This window comes from Pseudomonas sp. NPDC087612 (assembly GCF_044743505.1).
Lineage (GTDB): Bacteria > Pseudomonadota > Gammaproteobacteria > Pseudomonadales > Pseudomonadaceae > Aquipseudomonas.
In genome coordinates, this window is sequence record NZ_JBIUWO010000013.1 from 148,554 (window position 1) to 165,192 (window position 16,639).

Consider the following 16,639-nt stretch of genomic DNA (forward strand, 5'->3'; position numbering starts at 1 on the left):
CTTGATGCTCAGCTATTGGGCGCTGTTTCTCAGCGCCTTCGGCGCAGCCACCTTGCTGCCGCTGCAATCGGAAGCGGTGCTGGTCGGCCTGCTGCTGCGCGAACCTGAGGCGCTGGTCAGCCTGTTGCTGATCGCCACCGCCGGCAACGTGCTCGGTTCGATCGTCAACTGGCTGCTGGGCCGCGGCATCGAGCACCTGCGCGACAAGCGCTGGTTCCCGTTCAAGTCCGAGCAACTGGCAAAGGCCCAGCAACGCTACCAGCGCTATGGCCAGTGGTCGCTGCTGCTGAGCTGGATGCCGGTGATCGGCGACCCGTTGACGCTGATTGCCGGGATCATGCGCGAGCCGTTCTGGCGCTTTTTAGTGCTGGTCACCCTCGCCAAAGCCGGCCGCTACCTGGTGCTGGCGCTGCTGACGCTGGGCTGGATGCAGCACTAACGCCCCCAGATCTGCGCTTCGGTCCAGCCCAGTTCGGCAAAGTCCTGGGCGCGCAGGTGCGCTTCATCCTCACAAAAGAATTCATCCAGTTGCGGTGGGCGCACCGCGGTGTCGCTGAGCATCGCGTGCACCTGGCCACGGTGGTGGATCTGGTGCTCGAACAGGTGCGAGAGCAGGCGCAGGCGTTGTTCGCGCTGCACCCAGTCGGGGCGCACGATGTTCACATAGCGCTGCAACTGGTCGTCACGTAACTGGCTGCAGTAAGCGATCAGGCGGTGATCGGCCTGCAACTGTTCGGCGTGCAGTTCCAGGCAGGTTGAGTATGGCTCCTCGGGCTCGAAGAAGCGCTCGCTGTCCGGGTCGGGCGCTTCGCCGCGCTGCTCGCACTCCAGGGCCTGCAAATAGAACCAATCGACCGTAAGAATATGGTTGAGGGTGGCCTTGATCGACGGGAAGAAGCTCGCCCGCGGGGCGACGAACTCATCCTGGCTCAGTTGCCTGCAGGCCTTGTAGACCCGGTGGTTGGCCCAGCCGTTCTGGTAGGCCATGGTCAGCAGGTGGCGCGAAAGAGGCTCGGCCATGATCGATTCCTCAGCAGAAGCGTTGCAGTTGCATCTCCCGCAAGCGGCTGAGCGTACGCCGGAACGGGAACTCCAGATACCCTTCAGTGTAGAGCGCTTCCAGGGCGACCTCGGCTTCCAGGTACAGGGCGATCCGCCGGTCGTAGCATTCATCGACCAGGGCGATGAAGCGCCGCACGCTGTCGTCATGTACCGACAGTTGCGGCAACTCACGGTCCCCGGCGACCACCCGCCGGGCGCCGTCCTCGGTGCCGCGGGCAATCTTCGCCGGGCGCTGGCGGGCGCCGAGCGCCGGTACCTCGCCGAGCAGAATGGCCTGGAAGCTGTCGCACAGGGCCATGAAATCCATGGCGGCGAAGGGTTGCTCACACAGGTCGGCGTAGCGGCACCAGAGCACCGTCTCACAGCGTTGCACCACGCTGAGCTGGCGTGAGCCGATCAGCAAGGGTTGTTCAGTCGCCGCTTGCTCACCGCGCAGTTGCTCGAAGACCTGCGCCAGGGCTGCGGGCTGGCCTTTCTCGGTAATCCAGTAACGCTGTATCAGCGCGCCCGGATGCAGGCGATGGTCTTGCTCACCCGCCACCGCCACCACCTGCATATGCTGCTCGATGGCGGCAATCGCCGGCAGGAAGCGCTCGCGGTTGAAACCGTCGCTGTAGAGCTGCCCGGGCGGCTGGTTGGAGGTGGCCACGATCACCACCCCGGCCTCGAACAGCACCTGGAACAACCCGCCGAGAATGATCGCATCGCCGATGTCGTTGACGAACAACTCGTCGAAACACAGCACGCGGATTTCTTCAGCCAGGGACAAGGCCAGGGCCTGCAAGGGCTCGGCGGTACCATTGAGCTGGAACAGGCGCTGATGCACCCAGCGCATGAAGTGATGAAAATGCTGGCGCCGGGCCGGAACCTGCAGGCAGGCGTGGAACTGGTCCATGAGCCAGGTCTTGCCGCGCCCAACCGGCCCCCAGAGGTACACGCCCTGCGGGGTTTCGCCGCGTTGCAGGGCCTCGAAGCAGGTTTGCAGGGCGGTGGCGGCCTGCAACTGGGCCGGATCGCTGACAAACCCCTGGCTGGCAATGGCCTGCTGGTAGCGGGTCAGCGGGGACTGTTCGGTGAAGCAGGACATGCGCGGCGTCCGTCGCAAAAGGGGGCATTCTGCGGCTGCAGCGCAGTATGGGGCAAGCCCGCATCCTGTGGGAGCTGGCTTGCCAGCGATGGGGCCAGTACAGCCTGGATTACGACCGCTGCGCGCTCGATCGCAGGCAAGCCAGCTCCCACAGGGCTCGGTGCAACTCTACAGATCCAGCCCGACTTTGAGCAGCGCCCCATCCGTCTCATCGGTAAGCAGGTACAGATACCCGTCCGGCCCTACCCGCACGTCGCGAATCCGCGCCTTGAGCTCGCCGAGCAGGCGCTCTTCATGCACCACCTTGTCGCCCTTGAGCTCCAGGCGAATCAGTTCCTGCGCCGCCAGGGCGCCGATGAACAGGCTGTGATCCCAGGGTTTGAAGCGCGGGTTGTCGTAGAACGCCATGCCGCTGATGGCCGGGGACTTCTCCCAGACATGGTGCGGGTCGAGCATGCCCTCGACGTGCTCGCCCTTGGCCTCCGGGATCGGCATCAGCGAATAGTTGATGCCGTGGGTAGCGATCGGCCAGCCATAGTTCTTGCCGGGTTTGGGGATATTGATCTCATCGCCACCACGGGGCCCATGCTCGTTGGTCCACAACTCGCCGGTCCAGGGGTTGAGCGCCGCGCCCTGTTGGTTGCGGTGGCCAAACGACCAGATTTCCGGGCGCACGTTGGCCTGGCCGACGAACGGGTTGTCCTTGGGCACCGTGCCATCCGGGAGGATGCGCACCACCTTGCCCTGCAACTTGTCGAGGTCCTGGGCGGTCGGGCGCTGGTTGTTCTCGCCCAGGGCGATGAACAGGTAGCCGTCGCGGTCGAACACCAGGCGCGAGCCAAAATGGTTGCCGCTGGAGAGCTTGGGCTGCTGGCGGAAGATCACATTGAAGTCTTCAAGCTTGGCGCTGTCGGCCGACAAGCGCCCGCGGCCCACCGCGGTACCGGCCGTGCCGCCCTCCCCACCACCTTCGGCATACGACAGGTAGACCATCCGGTCCTGCTTGAAGGTCGGTGACAACACCACGTCGAGCAAACCGCCCTGGCCCTTGGCCCAGACTTCGGGGACGCCGCCCAGCGGCGGCCCGACCTTGCCTTCGGGGCTGACAATGCGCAGGTTGCCGGCGCGCTCGGTCACCAGGATGCCCTGGCCGTCCGGCAAGAACGCCAGGGCCCAGGGATTGCGCAGGCCTTCGGCGAGGGTGCTGACCTTGACGCTGCCCTCCTCGCTCTTGAAGTCGCGCTCGGGCGCGGCATGGGCCAGCAGCGGCAGCAGCGCCGCGGTCATCAGGGTGGGTAGCCAGGTGCGTGGGGACATCAGCGATTCCTTCCAGGGAGGGCCTGTTATTCAGGGTGCGGGCGCGCGCGGCGGCCGGCTGGGTTCCAGGCGCGGGGTGGTCTGTTCGCGGCGGATGTTTTCGCCATTGCCGATACCACGGTTCTCGAGGGTCGGCGGGCGCGGGTTGGGCTGGGTCGACGGGCCGCGCACCGGCGGCGTGGCCGGCACGCTGCCCTGGCGGCTGTTGGGGTTGGCGCGCATGATCGGGCTGTTGTAGGGGTTGTTGTTGCTGGCCGCCAGCTGCAACGGCGCGGCAACAGGCGCCGCCTGCAGCGGCGAGCTCAGGAGCAGGGCCATGGCCAGGCCCGTCAGCGATCGGTTCACGGTATTCACCTCCGGCAACACACGGCGCCGAAAACCAGCGCGCCCAAGCGTTGGATAGCCTAAGGCGCGACAGGTTCGCCGGGAAACCTCGATTTGCCCCGCAGGTGATTCATTTTGTTACCGGATCAGCCATCGACCTTATGCTTCGCGGCGTACAGGCAAAGCATTTCCATGGCCAGGGTGGCCCCGGCCAGGGCGGTGATATCGGCATGGTCATAGGCCGGAGCGACTTCCACCAGGTCCATGCCCACCAGGTTGATGCCGCGCAGCCCACCGAGGATTTCCAGCGCCTGCACCGTGGTCAGGCCGCCACACACCGGGGTGCCGGTGCCGGGCGCGTAGGCCGGGTCCAGGCAGTCGATGTCGAAAGTCAGGTACACCGGTTGCTCGCCAACCCGCTGGCGAATCGCTTCGATGATTGCCTGGGTACCACGTTGATGCACCTGGCGGGCATCGAGCACGGCAAAGCCCTGGGTATCGTCATTGGTGGTGCGCAGGCCGATCTGCACCGAGCGCGCCGGGTCTACCAGGCCTTCGCGGGCGGCGTGCCAGAACATGGTGCCGTGATCGACACGCTGGCCCTCCTCGTCCGGCCAGGTGTCGCTGTGGGCATCAAAATGAATCAGCGCCAGCGGACCGTGTTTGCGTGCATGGGCCTTGAGCAGCGGGTAGCTGATGAAGTGGTCGCCGCCCAGGGTGAGCATGGCGCAGCCGGCTTCGAGAATCTGCTCGGCATGGGCCTGGATGCTCTCGGGCACGGTGTGCGGGCTGCCGTAGTCGAAGTTGCAGTCGCCGTAGTCGATTACCGCCAGGTGCTCGAAGGGGTCGAACTCCCACGGCCAGTGCCGGGCCCAGGCCTGCTGCACCGAGGCGGCACGAATCGCCCGCGGGCCGAAGCGCGCACCCGGGCGGTTACTGGTGGCGGTGTCGAACGGCACGCCGCTGACCACCACATCGACGCCGCGCAAATCGCGGCTGTAGCGCCGGCGCGAGAAGCTGGTGATACCGGCAAAGGTGTTTTCGGCGATGGTGCCGTAGAGGCTGTCGCGGGTAATGGCCTGGTCGTTGTCGGGGGCGAGGTCCATGGTCGGGCTCCTGGTTTGTTGTTATTGGCGGCTACGGAAGGTGGTCCACAGGCGGGTGCGCTGGCGCATGTCGGCGAGGCTCATGCTGCGGTCGGCAAACAGCCGCGCGCGTATTTCGGCCGAGGGGTAGATGTCCGGGTCGCCGCGCACCGCTTCATCCACCAGAGGCGTGGCGGCCTGGTTGGCATTGGCGAAGAACAGCGTGTTGGTCAGTGGCGCCACCGAATCGGGGCGCAACATGAAGGCGATGAAGGCGCGGGCCGCTTCTGGGTGCGGCGCGTCCTTGGGCACGACCAGGTTGTCCTGCCAGATCAGCGTGCCTTCGCGGGGGATGCGGTAGATCACCTGGTACGGCTTGCCGGCCTTGTGCGCCTGGTCGGCGGCCATGGCTGCATCACCGTTGTAGGTCAGCGCCAGGCACACGCTGCCGTTGGCCAGGTCGTTGATCTGCCGGCCGTTGGCGACGTAGCTGATTGACGGCTGCAGTTGCTTGAGCAGCGCCTGGGCGGCCGCCAGGTCGTCCTTGTCACGGCTGTAGGGATCCTTGCCAAGGTAATGCAGGGCGACGCCGATCACCTCCTGAGGCGAGTCGGACATGGCAATCCCGCAATCCTTGAGCTTGCTGGCGTACTCGGGCTTGAACAACAGGTCGAGGCTGTCCAGCGGCACATCACCCAGGCGTTGGCGCACCGCCTCAAGGTTCATGCCCAGGCCGAGGGTGCCCCAAGTGTAGGGCACGGCGTACTGGTTGCCAGGGTCGACCTCGGCCAGCTTGGCCAGCAGGTCCGGATCGAGGTTGGCGTAGCCGGGCATGGCCTGGGCGTGCAGCGGCTGCAAGGCACCTGCGGTCAGGGCGCGGGCCAACAGGCTGGCGGACGGCACCACCACGTCATAACCACTGCCACCGGTGAGCAACTTGGTTTCCAGCACTTCGGTGGTGTCGAAGGTGTCGTAGCGCACCTTGTAGCCGGTTTCTTGCTCGAAGCGCTGCAAGGTCTCGGGCGCGACGTAGTCGGCCCAGCTGTACAGGTTGAGGACTTTTTCCTCGGCCTGTACCGGCAAGGCCAGGGCCAGGGACAACAACCACAGGGATGTACGCATGTCGGGCACCTTTGTCAGTGGATGCCGCCAGCATGCCTGCCGGGTTACATTACTAAAATGGCAAGTCAGTTAACCTGACATTCATATGGAGCAATGTTTGATGCTGGGACAACTGCACGACCTCGACCTGCACCTGCTGCGGCTGTTCGTCACTGTAGTCGAGGCCGGCGGCTTCAGCGCCGCCCAGGGCGTGCTGGGTTTGAGCCAGCCGAGCATCAGCCAGCAGATGGCGCGCCTGGAAACCCGCCTGGGCTATCGCCTGTGCCGCCGCGGCAAGGGCGGCTTTGGCCTGACCGCAAAGGGTGAAGTGCTGCTCAAGGCCACCCGCGAACTGCTGGTGCAGATCGAGGCGTTTCGGCATCAGGCCAACGGCGTCGCCGGACGCTTGCTCGGCGAGGTGCGCATCGGCATTTCCGAGGCCCAGGAAAGTACCGTGACCTTGCGCCTGGCGCGGGCCATCGAGCGTTTTCGCCAGCGTGACGAGGCGGTGCGCCTGGAGTTGGTCAGCGCCATGCCAGCCGACCTTGAGCGCCAGCTGTTGCAGCAGCGTCTGGACCTGGCCATTGGTTACTTTTCCGGCAAGCAGGCAGCGTTCGATTACACGCCGTTGTTCGAAGAAAACCAGCGCCTGTACTGCGCCAGCCATCATCCGCTGGCCGGGCAAACCGAGGTCAGTCTGGCGGCCTTGCAACAGGCCGACCAGGTCGAACACCCCTACCGCTTCCAGAGCCGCCAGGAACCCTTTGACGGCACCAGCGGCGCGGCCCGTTCCGAGCAGGTCGAAGGCGCGCTGGCCTTCATCCTCTCCGGCCGGCACATCGGTTATCTGCCCTGCCACTACGCCGAGCCCTGGGTCGCGCGCGGCCTGTTGCAGGCTCTGGACCCGGCGCTGGATTTCGCCGTGCCGTTCGTGCTGGTGCGCCACCGCGCCCAGGTGGCCAGTGATGCCGAGCAGGCCTTCGCAGCCGACCTGCTGGCCGCCTTCGCCTGACTCAGTAGGCCAGCGACCAGGTCAGGGTGTAGGTGCGGCCACGGCCCTGGTAGTCATAGAGGTAGGCCGGGCCATAGGTCGGCGAATAGAACAGCGTCGCGCGCTGGCCCCAGACGGTGCTGTACTGCTTGTCGAGCAGGTTCTGGATACCAGCGCTGAAGGTACCGAAACCGGTGTCCTGGCTGCCCAGCAGGTCGAAGGTGGTGTAGCCGCTGATCGTGTGATCGGCATCGTCCTTGAGGGTGAAGGCGTGGTTGGCCTGCAAACGGGCGCTGCGGCCATCGCCCTTCCAGCCGACGAAGGCGGTGGACTTGGACAGCGACGCATAGCGAGCATCGCGCTTGATCCAGTCGCCGTCTTTGTCTTGCTCTTGCGAGCGCACCAGGTGCAGGGTGCTGCCGGCCTCCCAGCCGCTTTCGAAGTGACGGGTCAGCGCGCCTTCAAAGCCGAAGTCGCGGCTTTTCTGCTCTTCGACATTGATGGTCAAAGTGGCCATGTCGGTGGTGATGATCTTGTCCGACCAGATGTAGTACACCGCCGCCTGGGCGTCCCAGTCGAGGTCGGCATAGCGCCAGCCCAGCTCCACCTGGCGGCTCTTGATCCCGGCCAGCGGGTTGTCCTCGACGCTCAGGCCCGGCTTGCCGTAGTACTTGGCCGGGTCCGGCAGGTCGAAGCCTTCGCCGTAGTTGCTCCAGACCTGATGACCGTTCTTGAAGTCGTAGATGGCGCCGAAGTTGAACAGGTTGACCTGGTAGTCGTTGTTGCCGCCGGGCACGTTCTTGAAGTCGCCGACATCGACGTCCATCTGCTGGCGCCGGGCGCCACCGGAAAAGGTCAGGTTATCGGTGGCCTTCCAGTCCAGCTGGGCGTAGGCCGAGATGCCGTCGACCCGGTAGCTGGGGTAGCGTGCTGCCTTGCTGGCTTCATCCAGGTCCAGGCCACCGCTTTCGGACGACGTCAGGGCATTGAAGGTGGTCTGGTCGGCGTTGAAACGCTCGCGGTCCAGGTCCACGCCGTAGGTCAGCTTGAGGCTGTCCCACTGCTTGGCGAACAGCGCCTTGAGGCTGCTGACTTCGAAGTTCTGCTGCGAGGCGGCAAAGTACACGCCTTTGGAGCCCGCCGGTTTGCCGGTGTTGTAGTACGGGAACGGGTAGAAGTTGTCGTCTTCCTTGCGGTACGAGGCCTGCAGGTAGAAGTCCTGGCCGAGCACATCGCTGTGGTGGTAGTTGGCGTTGAGCAGCAGGCGCTTGGTGCGCGGCTCAAGATCGGTGGAGTAGCCGCCGCGCAGTTCGGCGTCTTCCAGATCCGACGGGCCGTTGTAGTTCAGGTTGGGAAAGTAGATACCGGTGCTGCCGTGGTTGCCCGAGTCGTAGTACTGGGCCAGCAGGTCGAGGCTCTGCTCGTCGTTGAACTTCAGGCCCAGGCTGCCAAGCACGTCGATGGTGCGGTTGTACTGCAGGTCGGTCTGGGTGTTGTCGATGAAGATCTGCTCGCCAGCGCCGTCGTAGAAGGCTTCGTTCTGCTCGGCAGACACACCCAGGCGCGCATTGATGCGCTCGTTGCCGCCGCTGATCGACTGGGCGATGCGGGTCGACAGGTCGTCGCTGTTGTTGAAGCCGCTGCTGGCACCCAGCTGGGTCTCAAAGCGCGCCGGGCCTGCTTCGCCCTTCTTGGTGACGATATTGATGATGCCGCCGGTGGCGCCGCCGCCGTAGATGGCACTGGCGCCGGAGAGCACTTCGACGCGCTCGACGTTGAACGGCGAGATGCTGTCAAACTGGCGCGACAAACCCCGCGAGCTGTTCTGGCTGACGCCGTCGATCATCACCAGGACGTTGCGCCCGCGCATGTTCTGCCCGTAGTTGGTACGCCCTTCCGGTGCCAGGTCCAGACCCGGGACCAGCTTGCCGATAGCTTCCTTGAGGCTGACGCCGCTGTCGATCTGCTCACGCAGTTGCTGCTGGTCGACCACCCAGACAGTACCGGGGATTTCGCTGATCGAAGTGCTGGTACGCGAGGCGACGCTGACTTCGATGGGCTTGAGGCTGACGCTTTGCGCCGCCGCGCTCTTGCGCAGGATCACCGTATTCTGCGCGCTGAACTGCCAGCTCATGCCGCTGCCGGCCAGCAGGCTCTGCAAGGCCTGGGCAATGCTGTAACGGCCCTGGAGCGCCGGGCTTTGCCGGCCCGCCACATCCTGGCTGGTGAACAGCAGGTGCAGGCCGGCCTGGTCGGCGAAGGCGGTCAGTGCCTGGTCGAGGTTCTGCGCAGGCAAGTCCAGGGATACTTCACGCTCCTGCTGGGTGCTGGCGCCTTTTACCGGGTCGGCGGCGTGCACCTGCAGAGTGCCGAGCAACGCGGCGACGGCGGTCGAGGCCAGCAGGACGTGTTTGAAATAACCGGTGGAACGGGCGATTGGCTTGAGCGGACCCTTCACTGTTTTCTTCCAGGCAAATGGTTGTAAATGAGAATGGATTGCTGATCAGTCTCACTACGACGATTGGGCGAAGAAGAACTTGCAGTGGCAATTCGAAAATATTTTTTGCGCAGTTACGACCCTATCGCTGGCAAGCCAGCTCCCACAGGTACGGTGCATGCAATACCTGTGGGAGCTGGCTTGCCAGCGATGAGGCCCGTCAGTTCACCACCGCCAGCCAGGGCAGGTAGGTAACTTTCAGCGCATAGCGCTGTTCAAGGGTGCGCAACAAGCCTTCAGGGTCGTTCAGGTCAAACACCCCGCTGACCTGCAGCGCCGCCAGTTGCTGATCCGACAGCACGATGCGCCCGTGCTGATAGCGCTCAAGCTCGGCCAGCACTTCGCGCAGCGGCTTGCCGTTGAAGATCAGCTTGCCGCGCTGCCAGGCGGTTTGCGCGCGGGCGTCGGGCGAGGTTTCCAGCACCTGCCCGCCTACCTGCGCCTGGCCCTGGGCTACCACCACGCGATTGCGCCCGCCATCACGGCGCACGCTGAACACCGCAGCGCTGCCCTGCACCGGCTCGGCGCCGGCATCGACCACGAACGGCCGCGGGTCGGCAGCAGGCTCGAACAAGGCCTCGCCGGCCTTGAGCAGCACCCGGCGCTCACCGCTGTTGAACTCCACCGACAGCGCACTGCCACTGTTGAGGGTGACCTGCGAGCCATCGGCAAGGGTGATGCGCTGCTGCTGGCCCACCCCGGTGTGGTAGTCGGCAAGCAGGGCCGGCGCCTGCTGCACGCCGCCGTAGCCGACCAGTGCCAACACCAGCGAGGCGGCCACGGCCGAGCCCCAGCGCCGCCAACGTGGCGCCGGCGCGGCTACTTCTGCCGCCGCCCGGGTCTGCCCCAGGTCAGCCCACAGTGCCTCGGCTTCACCCGCAGCCTCGGCATGCGCCGGGCTCAGCGCGCACCAGCGCTGGTAGCGTTGGCGGTCAGCGGCGCTGGCGTTGCCCGAATGCAGCAGCACCTGCCAGTCGAGGGCATCATCGGACAAATCGCTGATCGGTTGCGGCGCAGGCATGGCGTAGGCGTCAGTCATGGTTGTGTTTGAGCCAGTCGCGACAATGGCGCAGGGCCTGGCCGATGTATTTTGCCACCATGCTCTCGGAAACGCCCAGCCGTTGTGCAATCTGCGCCTGGGTCAGGCCTTCGACGCGGTTGAGCAGCAAGGCCTGACGGGCGTTGGCCGACAGTTGCAGCAAGGCTTCATCGAGCAGCTCCAGGCGCTCACTGGCGAGCAACGCCGCTTCCGGTGCCGGCGCCGGGCATGGCACCTGACGCGCCGCTTCGCTGTCGTCGAGGCTGCTGCTCATGCGTTGTTCGCGGCGCAAGGTATCGATGGCCAGGTTGCCGGCCACGCGAAAGATGAAGCTGCGTGCATGCAGCACCGGCAGGTCCTGCTGCTCGATCTTCACCAGTTTCAGGTAGGTTTCCTGGGCGACGTCGGCGGCCCGCTGGCGGTCGCTCATGCGCCGGGTCAGGAACTGCAGCAGGTCATCGTAATGTTCCTGGAAGCTTGCAAGCAGCCCGGACACGGGAGACGTCAACATGAAGGATTCGATGGCCAGTGGGAAGAATTAGCGGACGTTAATGAGAACAAGTATCTTTCATAACGTACAGGACTTTCAACGCCGCTGTGCATTTGCCACACTCGGGGCTGTTTTCCTGCGCTGGAGCTATGCCGTGACCCGATACTTACGCCTGTGCCTGGCCCTGCTGTTGATCGGCGGTTTGAACGCCTGCGCCCTGTTGCAGCCCCGCGACCCGTTGAACATCAGCGTGATCGGCATCGAGCCCCTGCCCGGCCAGGATCTGGAACTGCGCATGGCGGTGAAGATCCGTGTGCAGAACCCCAACGAAACCGCAATCGACTACAACGGCATCGCCCTCAACCTTGAGGTCAATGGCCAGCCGCTGGCGGCCGGTGTCAGCGATCGCAGTGGCAGCATCGGGCGTTTCAGCGAGCAGGTACTGGTAGTGCCGGTGAGCATCACCGCGTTCTCGGTGCTGCGCCAGGCCGTGGGCCTGAGCCAGGTGCGCAGCCTCGATGGCCTGCCGTACACGGTGCGCGGCAAACTGGCCGGTGGCGCCTTCGGGACCCGGCGCTTCAGTGACAGCGGCCGGCTCAACCTGCCACAGCCAGCCAAAGCCACCTGGTGATGGCGTGATGGGCCCGGGGGCTTACTTGGCCGCGGCCATCAGCTTGTTGACTTCACTGCGGACCATGTTGGCGTACTCGGGCGGTGACATGCCGTCCAGCTCTGCCCGCACCCATTCGGCCCACTTGCCCTTGCGCCGCGGCTTTTCGGCGATGATTCGCGCCGCATCGGCCTTGGCCTTGCCCAGGTTGGTCTGCCAGAGCTCGAACAGGCGTGCTTTCTCGTCCTCGATCTGCGCCCGTTCGGCGAAGCTCTTGTTGGCCAGATTGAAACTCATGAGGGGTGTCCTGCCGCTAGAAAATAGGCGCTATCTTACACTGTAGCCGCCGATGCCCGGCAAACCGCTGCAACTTTCAGCGCCCGCCGGCATCCACTGTTCAATGCCCATCAACTGACGAGGAAGCACCCATGGCCAGGAAAACCACCGTGCAAAGCGATGCCGAGCAAATCAAGGACCAGGCGTTCAGTGAGCTGCAGGCGTTGATCGAGGAGTCGGAAAAACTGCTCAGCGAAAGCGCCGCGCTGGTTGGCGAAGAAGCCGAAACCCTGCGCGCCCAGGTCGGACTGAAACTGAAACAGGCCCGCGACGCGGTCACTGGCGTGCGCAGCAAGGCGCAGCCGGTGGTCGAGGCCACCCAGGACTACATCGGCGGCCATCCGTGGCAGACGGTAGCGATTTCGGCAGGCTTTGGCCTGGTGGTCGGTTTGCTGCTGGGGCGCAGGCCATAAACGCATCGCAGGTCCTGCTCGCTCCTGCAAGAGCAGGCAGGACCTGCGATGAACTCAACGCAAACTCAACGGCTGCACCAGCCCACAGGCAATCGCCATGCCCACCAGCGCCGGCAAATGCTCGGCCTGCATGCGCTTCATGACCCGCGAGCGATAGAGGTCGACGGTCTTCACGCTGACCTGCAACTGCTCGGCAATTTCCCGATTGGTATAGCCCTGCACCAACGGCAGGAACACATCGCGCTCACGGGGCGTCAGGCTATCGACACGTGCCTGCACCGCTTCCAGCGGCCCGGCATGACGCGCCTGGCCAAGGGCGGCCTGAACGCTGTCGAGCAGTAGCTGGTCGTTGTAGGGTTTCTCGATGAAATCGCAGGCCCCGGCCTTGAAGGCGCGCACCACGATCGGCACATCGGCATGGCCGCTGACGAAGATTACCGGCAAATCGATGCCGCGGGCGCGCAGCGCTTCCTGCACGCTCAAACCGCCCATGCCCGGCATGCGCACATCCAGTAGCACGCACGCCGGCCGATGGCTGTCGCAAGCGTCAAGAAAGGCCTGGCCACTGGTGAACGGCAGCGCCTGCAAGCCCACCGACTCGAGCAACCACAGGGTCGAATCGAGCATGCCCTGGTCATCGTCGACCACATACACCCGCGGTTCCTGCATATCACTCCCCACTGTTGGCCACCGGCGCCAGCCGGCAGCACAAGATCAATCCGCCCGCCTCACCAGGCTGGGCCTGCAAGGTGCCACCAAAACCTTCGATGATACTGCGGCTCATGCTCAAGCCCAGCCCCAGGCCGTCCGCCTTGCTGGTGTTGAACGGCGTGAAGATACCGTCCAGGCGCTCGGCCGCCACCCCCGGGCCCTGGTCGCTGACGCGGATCGCCAGCCAACCGGCCTCAAGCTTGGCGCTGAGCAGGATACCCGAGGCCCGGCCGTTGTGCTGTTCGCGATTGGCATCGATGGCGTTGCGCAACAGGTTGAGCAGCACCTGCTCGAGCAGCACCCGGTCGGCGTACACCGCGGGCAGCCCGGCGACCACGCGCTGCTCGATGCTCACCTGGTCGCGGCTGGCTTCCCAGTCGCACAGGCGCACCGCTTCGGCCACGACATCGGCAATCGCCAGGGCCTGCAAGCGCCGCGGTTCCTTGCGCAGGAAGGCGCGCAAGCGCTTGATCACCTCGGCGGCATGGGTCGCCTGTTCGTTGATGCGCTGCAAGCCCTGGGCGACCCGTTGCGCCGCCTGTGGGTCGCGCTCAACAGCTTGCAGGTAGCGCAGGCTGGCGCTGGCGTAATTGACCACCGCCGCCAGCGGCTGGTTGATTTCATGGGCGATCCCCGAGGCCAGTTCACCGAGGGTGATCAACCGGGCGCTGTGGGCCAGTTCGTCCTGATGGCGGCGCTGCTGGTTTTCGCGCAGTTCCCGCTCGGTCATGTCGCGGGCCACCAGCGAGTAGTAGCGCTCGCCACCGGCAGCGCGATGGGCCAGCAGCACCAGCGATACCGGGAACGCCGCGCCGCCCTGATGCGGCACCAGCCGCGCCTCGGCCTGCCACACGCCCTGCTGCTCGGCGCGCTGCCAGCCTTCGCTGTGCAGGCGTTGCTGCAGCGCTGGGTCGAGCAAGGCCTGCAAGCCGGGCAGCGGCTGGACCTCCTGCAGCCCCAGGGCCCGGCGCGCCGAACGGTTGAGGTAGCTGAGGCGGCCGTCGCGGTCGCTGAACAGCACCAGGTCAGTGTTGGCTTCGACCACCTCGGCCAGGCGCCGGCGGTTTTCCTGGGCCTCGATGCGCACGCTGATGTCGCGCGAGACGCTGACAATTTCTACCACCGCGCCAGTGTAGGTTTCGCGGATGGCGCGGCTGGCGATCTCGAACCACAGGTAACGGCCATCACGGTGGCGCACCCGCCAGGTCATGGTCTGGTAGCCGTCCTGCTCCAGCGCCTGGGACGCCTGCAACAGCGCTTGCCGGCGATCCTGCGGGTGAAACAGCGACTGCACCGGCACCCCGCGCAGCTCCTCTGGCCAGTAGCCCAACAGGCGGAAGGCGGCAGGCGAAGCATCGATAAAGCGGCCATCGGGCGTGTGCCGGGAAATCAGGTCGGTGGTGTTCTCGGTGATCAACCGGTACAGGCGCCGGGCCTGGCTGGCGTCGCGCTCGCCCTGGCGCTCCGGGGTGGCGTCGCGGCAGCGCGCCAGCACTTGCTGGCCGGCGTCATCGGGGATGAAGGTCCAGAGTAGAATCTGCCCGGCCATCTGCGCCTCGACCTCGCTGATCGCCCGCCCCTGCTCCAGGCAGGCGCGCACCAGGGCCCGGTAGTTGCTCGGTAGCCACTGCTCGACGTCACGCTCGGGGCCCATCAAGGCCTGCAAGGCTGGATTGCTGGTCAGCAGACGAGCCTCGGCATCCAGCAACAGGCTCGGTTGCGGGTCCTTGACCAGCAGCAGGGAAAACGAAGTATCCAAAAACGGTGCCTCTGGGCTTTTATAGTATTTATACCATATTGCTATAGTCTATCTTCCAGCTACCATAGCCATTCGCGTAAAACTTGCGACAGCGGAAGGGCCTGCCCTTCACGACACCTGAACAGAGCTAACAATCAGCCATCGGGGGTTTCAGTTCGCCAATGGGCGGCTGCCTCCTGCACAGGACGACCTCATGTCGATTTTCTCCCAGGGCCTGGCGCCCGCCCCTGTCAATCATGTTGCCTTGAGCCCCTTGAGTTTCATCGAGCGTACCGCCGCCGTCTATGGCCAGTACCCGGCAGTGATTCATGGCGCGATCCGCCGTAACTGGCAGCAGACCTATGAACGCTCGCGCCGCCTGGCCAGCGCCCTGGCCGGGCGCGGTATCGGCCAGGGCGATACGGTGGCGGTGATGCTGCCGAACATTCCGGCCATGCTTGAAGCGCACTTTGGCGTGCCGATGATCGGCGCCGTGCTCAACGCCCTCAACGTGCGCCTGGATGCCGAAGCGATTGCCTTCATGCTCGAGCACGGCGAAGCCAAGGTGCTGATCACTGACCGCGAATTTCACAAGGTCATCGAAGCGGCCCTGGCGCTGATGAAATACCCGCCGCTGGTGATCGATGTCGATGACCCGGAATACGGCGAAGGCCAGGCGGTCAGCGACCTCGACTACGAGGCGTTTCTGGCTGAAGGCGACCCCGAGTTCGCCTGGCACTGGCCCGAGGACGAATGGCAGGCGATCTCGCTGAACTACACCTCCGGTACCACCGGCAATCCCAAGGGCGTGGTCTACCACCACCGCGGCGCTTACCTCAATGCCCTGGGCAACCAGATGACCTGGGCCATGGGCAACCATCCGGTGTACCTGTGGACGTTGCCGATGTTCCACTGCAACGGCTGGTGCTACCCCTGGACCGTCACCGCCCTGGCCGGCACTCATGTGTTCCTGCGCCGGGTCGACCCGCAGAAGATTCTTACCCTGATCCGCGAGCACCAGGTCAGTCACCTGTGCGGCGCGCCGATCGTGCTCAATGCGCTGATCAACATGCCCGAGTCGGCCAAGGCAGCGATCGATCACCCGGTCAATGCCATGGTTGCCGGTGCGGCGCCACCGGCCAAGGTCATTGGTGCGGTGGAAGAAATGGGCATCAAGGTCACCCACGTCTATGGCCTGACCGAAGTCTATGGCCCGGTGACCGTCTGCGCCTGGCACGCCGAGTGGGATGAGCAACCGCTGGCTGAACGGGCGCGGATCAAATCACGCCAGGGCGTGCGCTACCCGACCCTCGAAGGCCTGATGGTCGCCGACCCGCAAACCCTGGAGCCGGTGCAACGCGACGGCAACACCCTGGGCGAGATCTTCATGCGCGGCAACACGGTAATGAAGGGCTACCTGAAAAACCCCGAAGCCACCAGCGAGGCCTTCCGGGGTGGCTGGTTCCACACCGGCGACCTGGCCGTTTGGCATGCCGACGGTTACGTCGAGATCAAGGACCGGCTCAAGGACATCATCATTTCCGGTGGCGAGAACATCTCTACCATTGAAGTCGAAGACACCCTGTACAAACACCCGGCAGTCCTCGAAGCCGCCGTGGTCGCCCGCCCGGATGAAAAGTGGGGTGAAACCCCTTGCGCCTACATCACCCTCAAGGCCGGCTGCGAGGCCACCCGCGAAGCCGAGATCATCGCCTTTTGCCGCGAGCACCTGGCCGGCTTCAAGCTACCGAAGACCGTGGTATTCAGCGAGTTGCCGAAGACCTCCACCGGCAAGATCCAGAAGTACCTGTTGCGCGACTGGGCCAAGGCGCTCTGAC

General features: G+C 64.9%; 16 protein-coding genes and 1 pseudogene. 5 read left to right on the forward strand and 12 right to left on the reverse strand.

What is annotated here, in order from left to right:
* Positions 1 to 4 precede the first annotated feature (4 nt).
* Positions 5 to 439 (forward strand): YqaA family protein, encoded by a 435-nt coding sequence (locus ACIOVF_RS24685; protein ID WP_045201362.1) that lies wholly within the window; start codon positions 5 to 7, stop codon positions 437 to 439.
* Here ACIOVF_RS24685 and ACIOVF_RS24690 read toward each other — a convergent pair.
* The 6 genes from ACIOVF_RS24690 to ACIOVF_RS24715 all read right to left on the reverse strand — a co-directional run bounded on the left by ACIOVF_RS24690 (position 436) and on the right by ACIOVF_RS24715 (position 5,997).
* A complete protein-coding gene (locus tag ACIOVF_RS24690) occupies positions 436 to 1,020 on the reverse strand; it encodes a DinB family protein (protein WP_045201361.1) in 585 nt (194 codons plus the stop codon). The genes ACIOVF_RS24685 and ACIOVF_RS24690 overlap by 4 nt on opposite strands.
* Positions 1,021 to 1,030: 10 nt before the next feature.
* The gene (gene zapE, locus ACIOVF_RS24695) at positions 1,031 to 2,149 is read right to left on the reverse strand and encodes a cell division protein ZapE (protein ID WP_401293189.1); all 1,119 of its coding nucleotides are present in this window, start codon (positions 2,147 to 2,149) and stop codon (positions 1,031 to 1,033) included.
* Between the two features lie 168 nt (positions 2,150 to 2,317).
* The gene (locus tag ACIOVF_RS24700) at positions 2,318 to 3,466 is read right to left on the reverse strand and encodes a PQQ-dependent sugar dehydrogenase (protein ID WP_045201359.1); all 1,149 of its coding nucleotides are present in this window, start codon (positions 3,464 to 3,466) and stop codon (positions 2,318 to 2,320) included.
* A 30-nt stretch (positions 3,467 to 3,496) separates the two neighbouring features.
* On the reverse strand, positions 3,497 to 3,784 hold the full coding sequence (locus tag ACIOVF_RS24705) for a hypothetical protein (RefSeq protein ID WP_371128683.1): 288 nt from the start codon (positions 3,782 to 3,784) through the stop codon (positions 3,497 to 3,499).
* 152 nt (positions 3,785 to 3,936) lie between these two features.
* On the reverse strand, positions 3,937 to 4,896 hold the full coding sequence (gene speB / locus ACIOVF_RS24710; protein WP_045201358.1) for an agmatinase: 960 nt from the start codon (positions 4,894 to 4,896) through the stop codon (positions 3,937 to 3,939).
* A gap of 21 nt (positions 4,897 to 4,917) precedes the next feature.
* A complete protein-coding gene (locus tag ACIOVF_RS24715; protein ID WP_401293194.1) occupies positions 4,918 to 5,997 on the reverse strand; it encodes a polyamine ABC transporter substrate-binding protein in 1,080 nt (359 codons plus the stop codon).
* Between the two features lie 100 nt (positions 5,998 to 6,097).
* Between ACIOVF_RS24715 and ACIOVF_RS24720 the strand changes: the two genes are divergently transcribed.
* Positions 6,098 to 6,988 (forward strand): LysR family transcriptional regulator, encoded by an 891-nt coding sequence (locus ACIOVF_RS24720; protein ID WP_045201356.1) that lies wholly within the window; start codon positions 6,098 to 6,100, stop codon positions 6,986 to 6,988.
* A gap of 1 nt (position 6,989) precedes the next feature.
* Here ACIOVF_RS24720 and ACIOVF_RS24725 read toward each other — a convergent pair whose 3' ends face one another.
* The 3 genes and pseudogenes from ACIOVF_RS24725 to ACIOVF_RS24735 form a co-directional block, all read right to left on the reverse strand.
* Positions 6,990 to 9,425: a TonB-dependent siderophore receptor gene (locus ACIOVF_RS24725; protein WP_401293197.1), complete on the reverse strand. Its 2,436-nt coding sequence runs from the start codon at positions 9,423 to 9,425 to the stop codon at positions 6,990 to 6,992.
* 199 nt (positions 9,426 to 9,624) lie between these two features.
* Complete coding sequence (locus ACIOVF_RS24730) at positions 9,625 to 10,503, reverse strand: FecR family protein (protein WP_401293200.1); 879 nt, start codon at positions 10,501 to 10,503, stop codon at positions 9,625 to 9,627.
* Positions 10,504 to 10,507: 4 nt separating this feature from the next.
* A pseudogene (locus ACIOVF_RS24735) lies at positions 10,508 to 11,014 on the reverse strand (RNA polymerase sigma factor); the annotation flags it as partial.
* Between the two features lie 133 nt (positions 11,015 to 11,147).
* Here ACIOVF_RS24735 and ACIOVF_RS24740 point away from each other — a divergent pair.
* Complete coding sequence (locus ACIOVF_RS24740; protein WP_401293203.1) at positions 11,148 to 11,624, forward strand: LEA type 2 family protein; 477 nt, start codon at positions 11,148 to 11,150, stop codon at positions 11,622 to 11,624.
* A gap of 21 nt (positions 11,625 to 11,645) precedes the next feature.
* Here ACIOVF_RS24740 and ACIOVF_RS24745 read toward each other — a convergent pair whose 3' ends face one another.
* The gene (locus tag ACIOVF_RS24745; protein WP_045201352.1) at positions 11,646 to 11,900 is read right to left on the reverse strand and encodes a hypothetical protein; all 255 of its coding nucleotides are present in this window, start codon (positions 11,898 to 11,900) and stop codon (positions 11,646 to 11,648) included.
* 131 nt (positions 11,901 to 12,031) lie between these two features.
* Here ACIOVF_RS24745 and ACIOVF_RS24750 point away from each other — a divergent pair, with 131 nt between their 5' ends.
* Positions 12,032 to 12,352 carry a YqjD family protein gene (locus ACIOVF_RS24750; RefSeq protein ID WP_045201351.1) on the forward strand — a complete coding sequence of 107 codons (321 nt, stop codon included), beginning with the start codon at positions 12,032 to 12,034 and terminating at the stop codon, positions 12,350 to 12,352.
* Between the two features lie 54 nt (positions 12,353 to 12,406).
* Here ACIOVF_RS24750 and ACIOVF_RS24755 read toward each other — a convergent pair whose 3' ends face one another.
* Both ACIOVF_RS24755 and ACIOVF_RS24760 read right to left on the reverse strand, forming a co-directional pair.
* Entirely contained in the window at positions 12,407 to 13,021 is a 615-nt protein-coding gene (locus ACIOVF_RS24755; RefSeq protein ID WP_401293207.1) for a response regulator transcription factor, read from the reverse strand.
* 1 nt (position 13,022) lies between these two features.
* Positions 13,023 to 14,822: a PAS domain S-box protein gene (locus ACIOVF_RS24760; RefSeq protein ID WP_401293210.1), complete on the reverse strand. Its 1,800-nt coding sequence runs from the start codon at positions 14,820 to 14,822 to the stop codon at positions 13,023 to 13,025.
* A gap of 193 nt (positions 14,823 to 15,015) precedes the next feature.
* Here ACIOVF_RS24760 and ACIOVF_RS24765 point away from each other — a divergent pair, with 193 nt between their 5' ends.
* Complete coding sequence (locus ACIOVF_RS24765) at positions 15,016 to 16,638, forward strand: acyl-CoA synthetase (protein WP_045201348.1); 1,623 nt, start codon at positions 15,016 to 15,018, stop codon at positions 16,636 to 16,638.
* Position 16,639 lies beyond the last annotated feature (1 nt).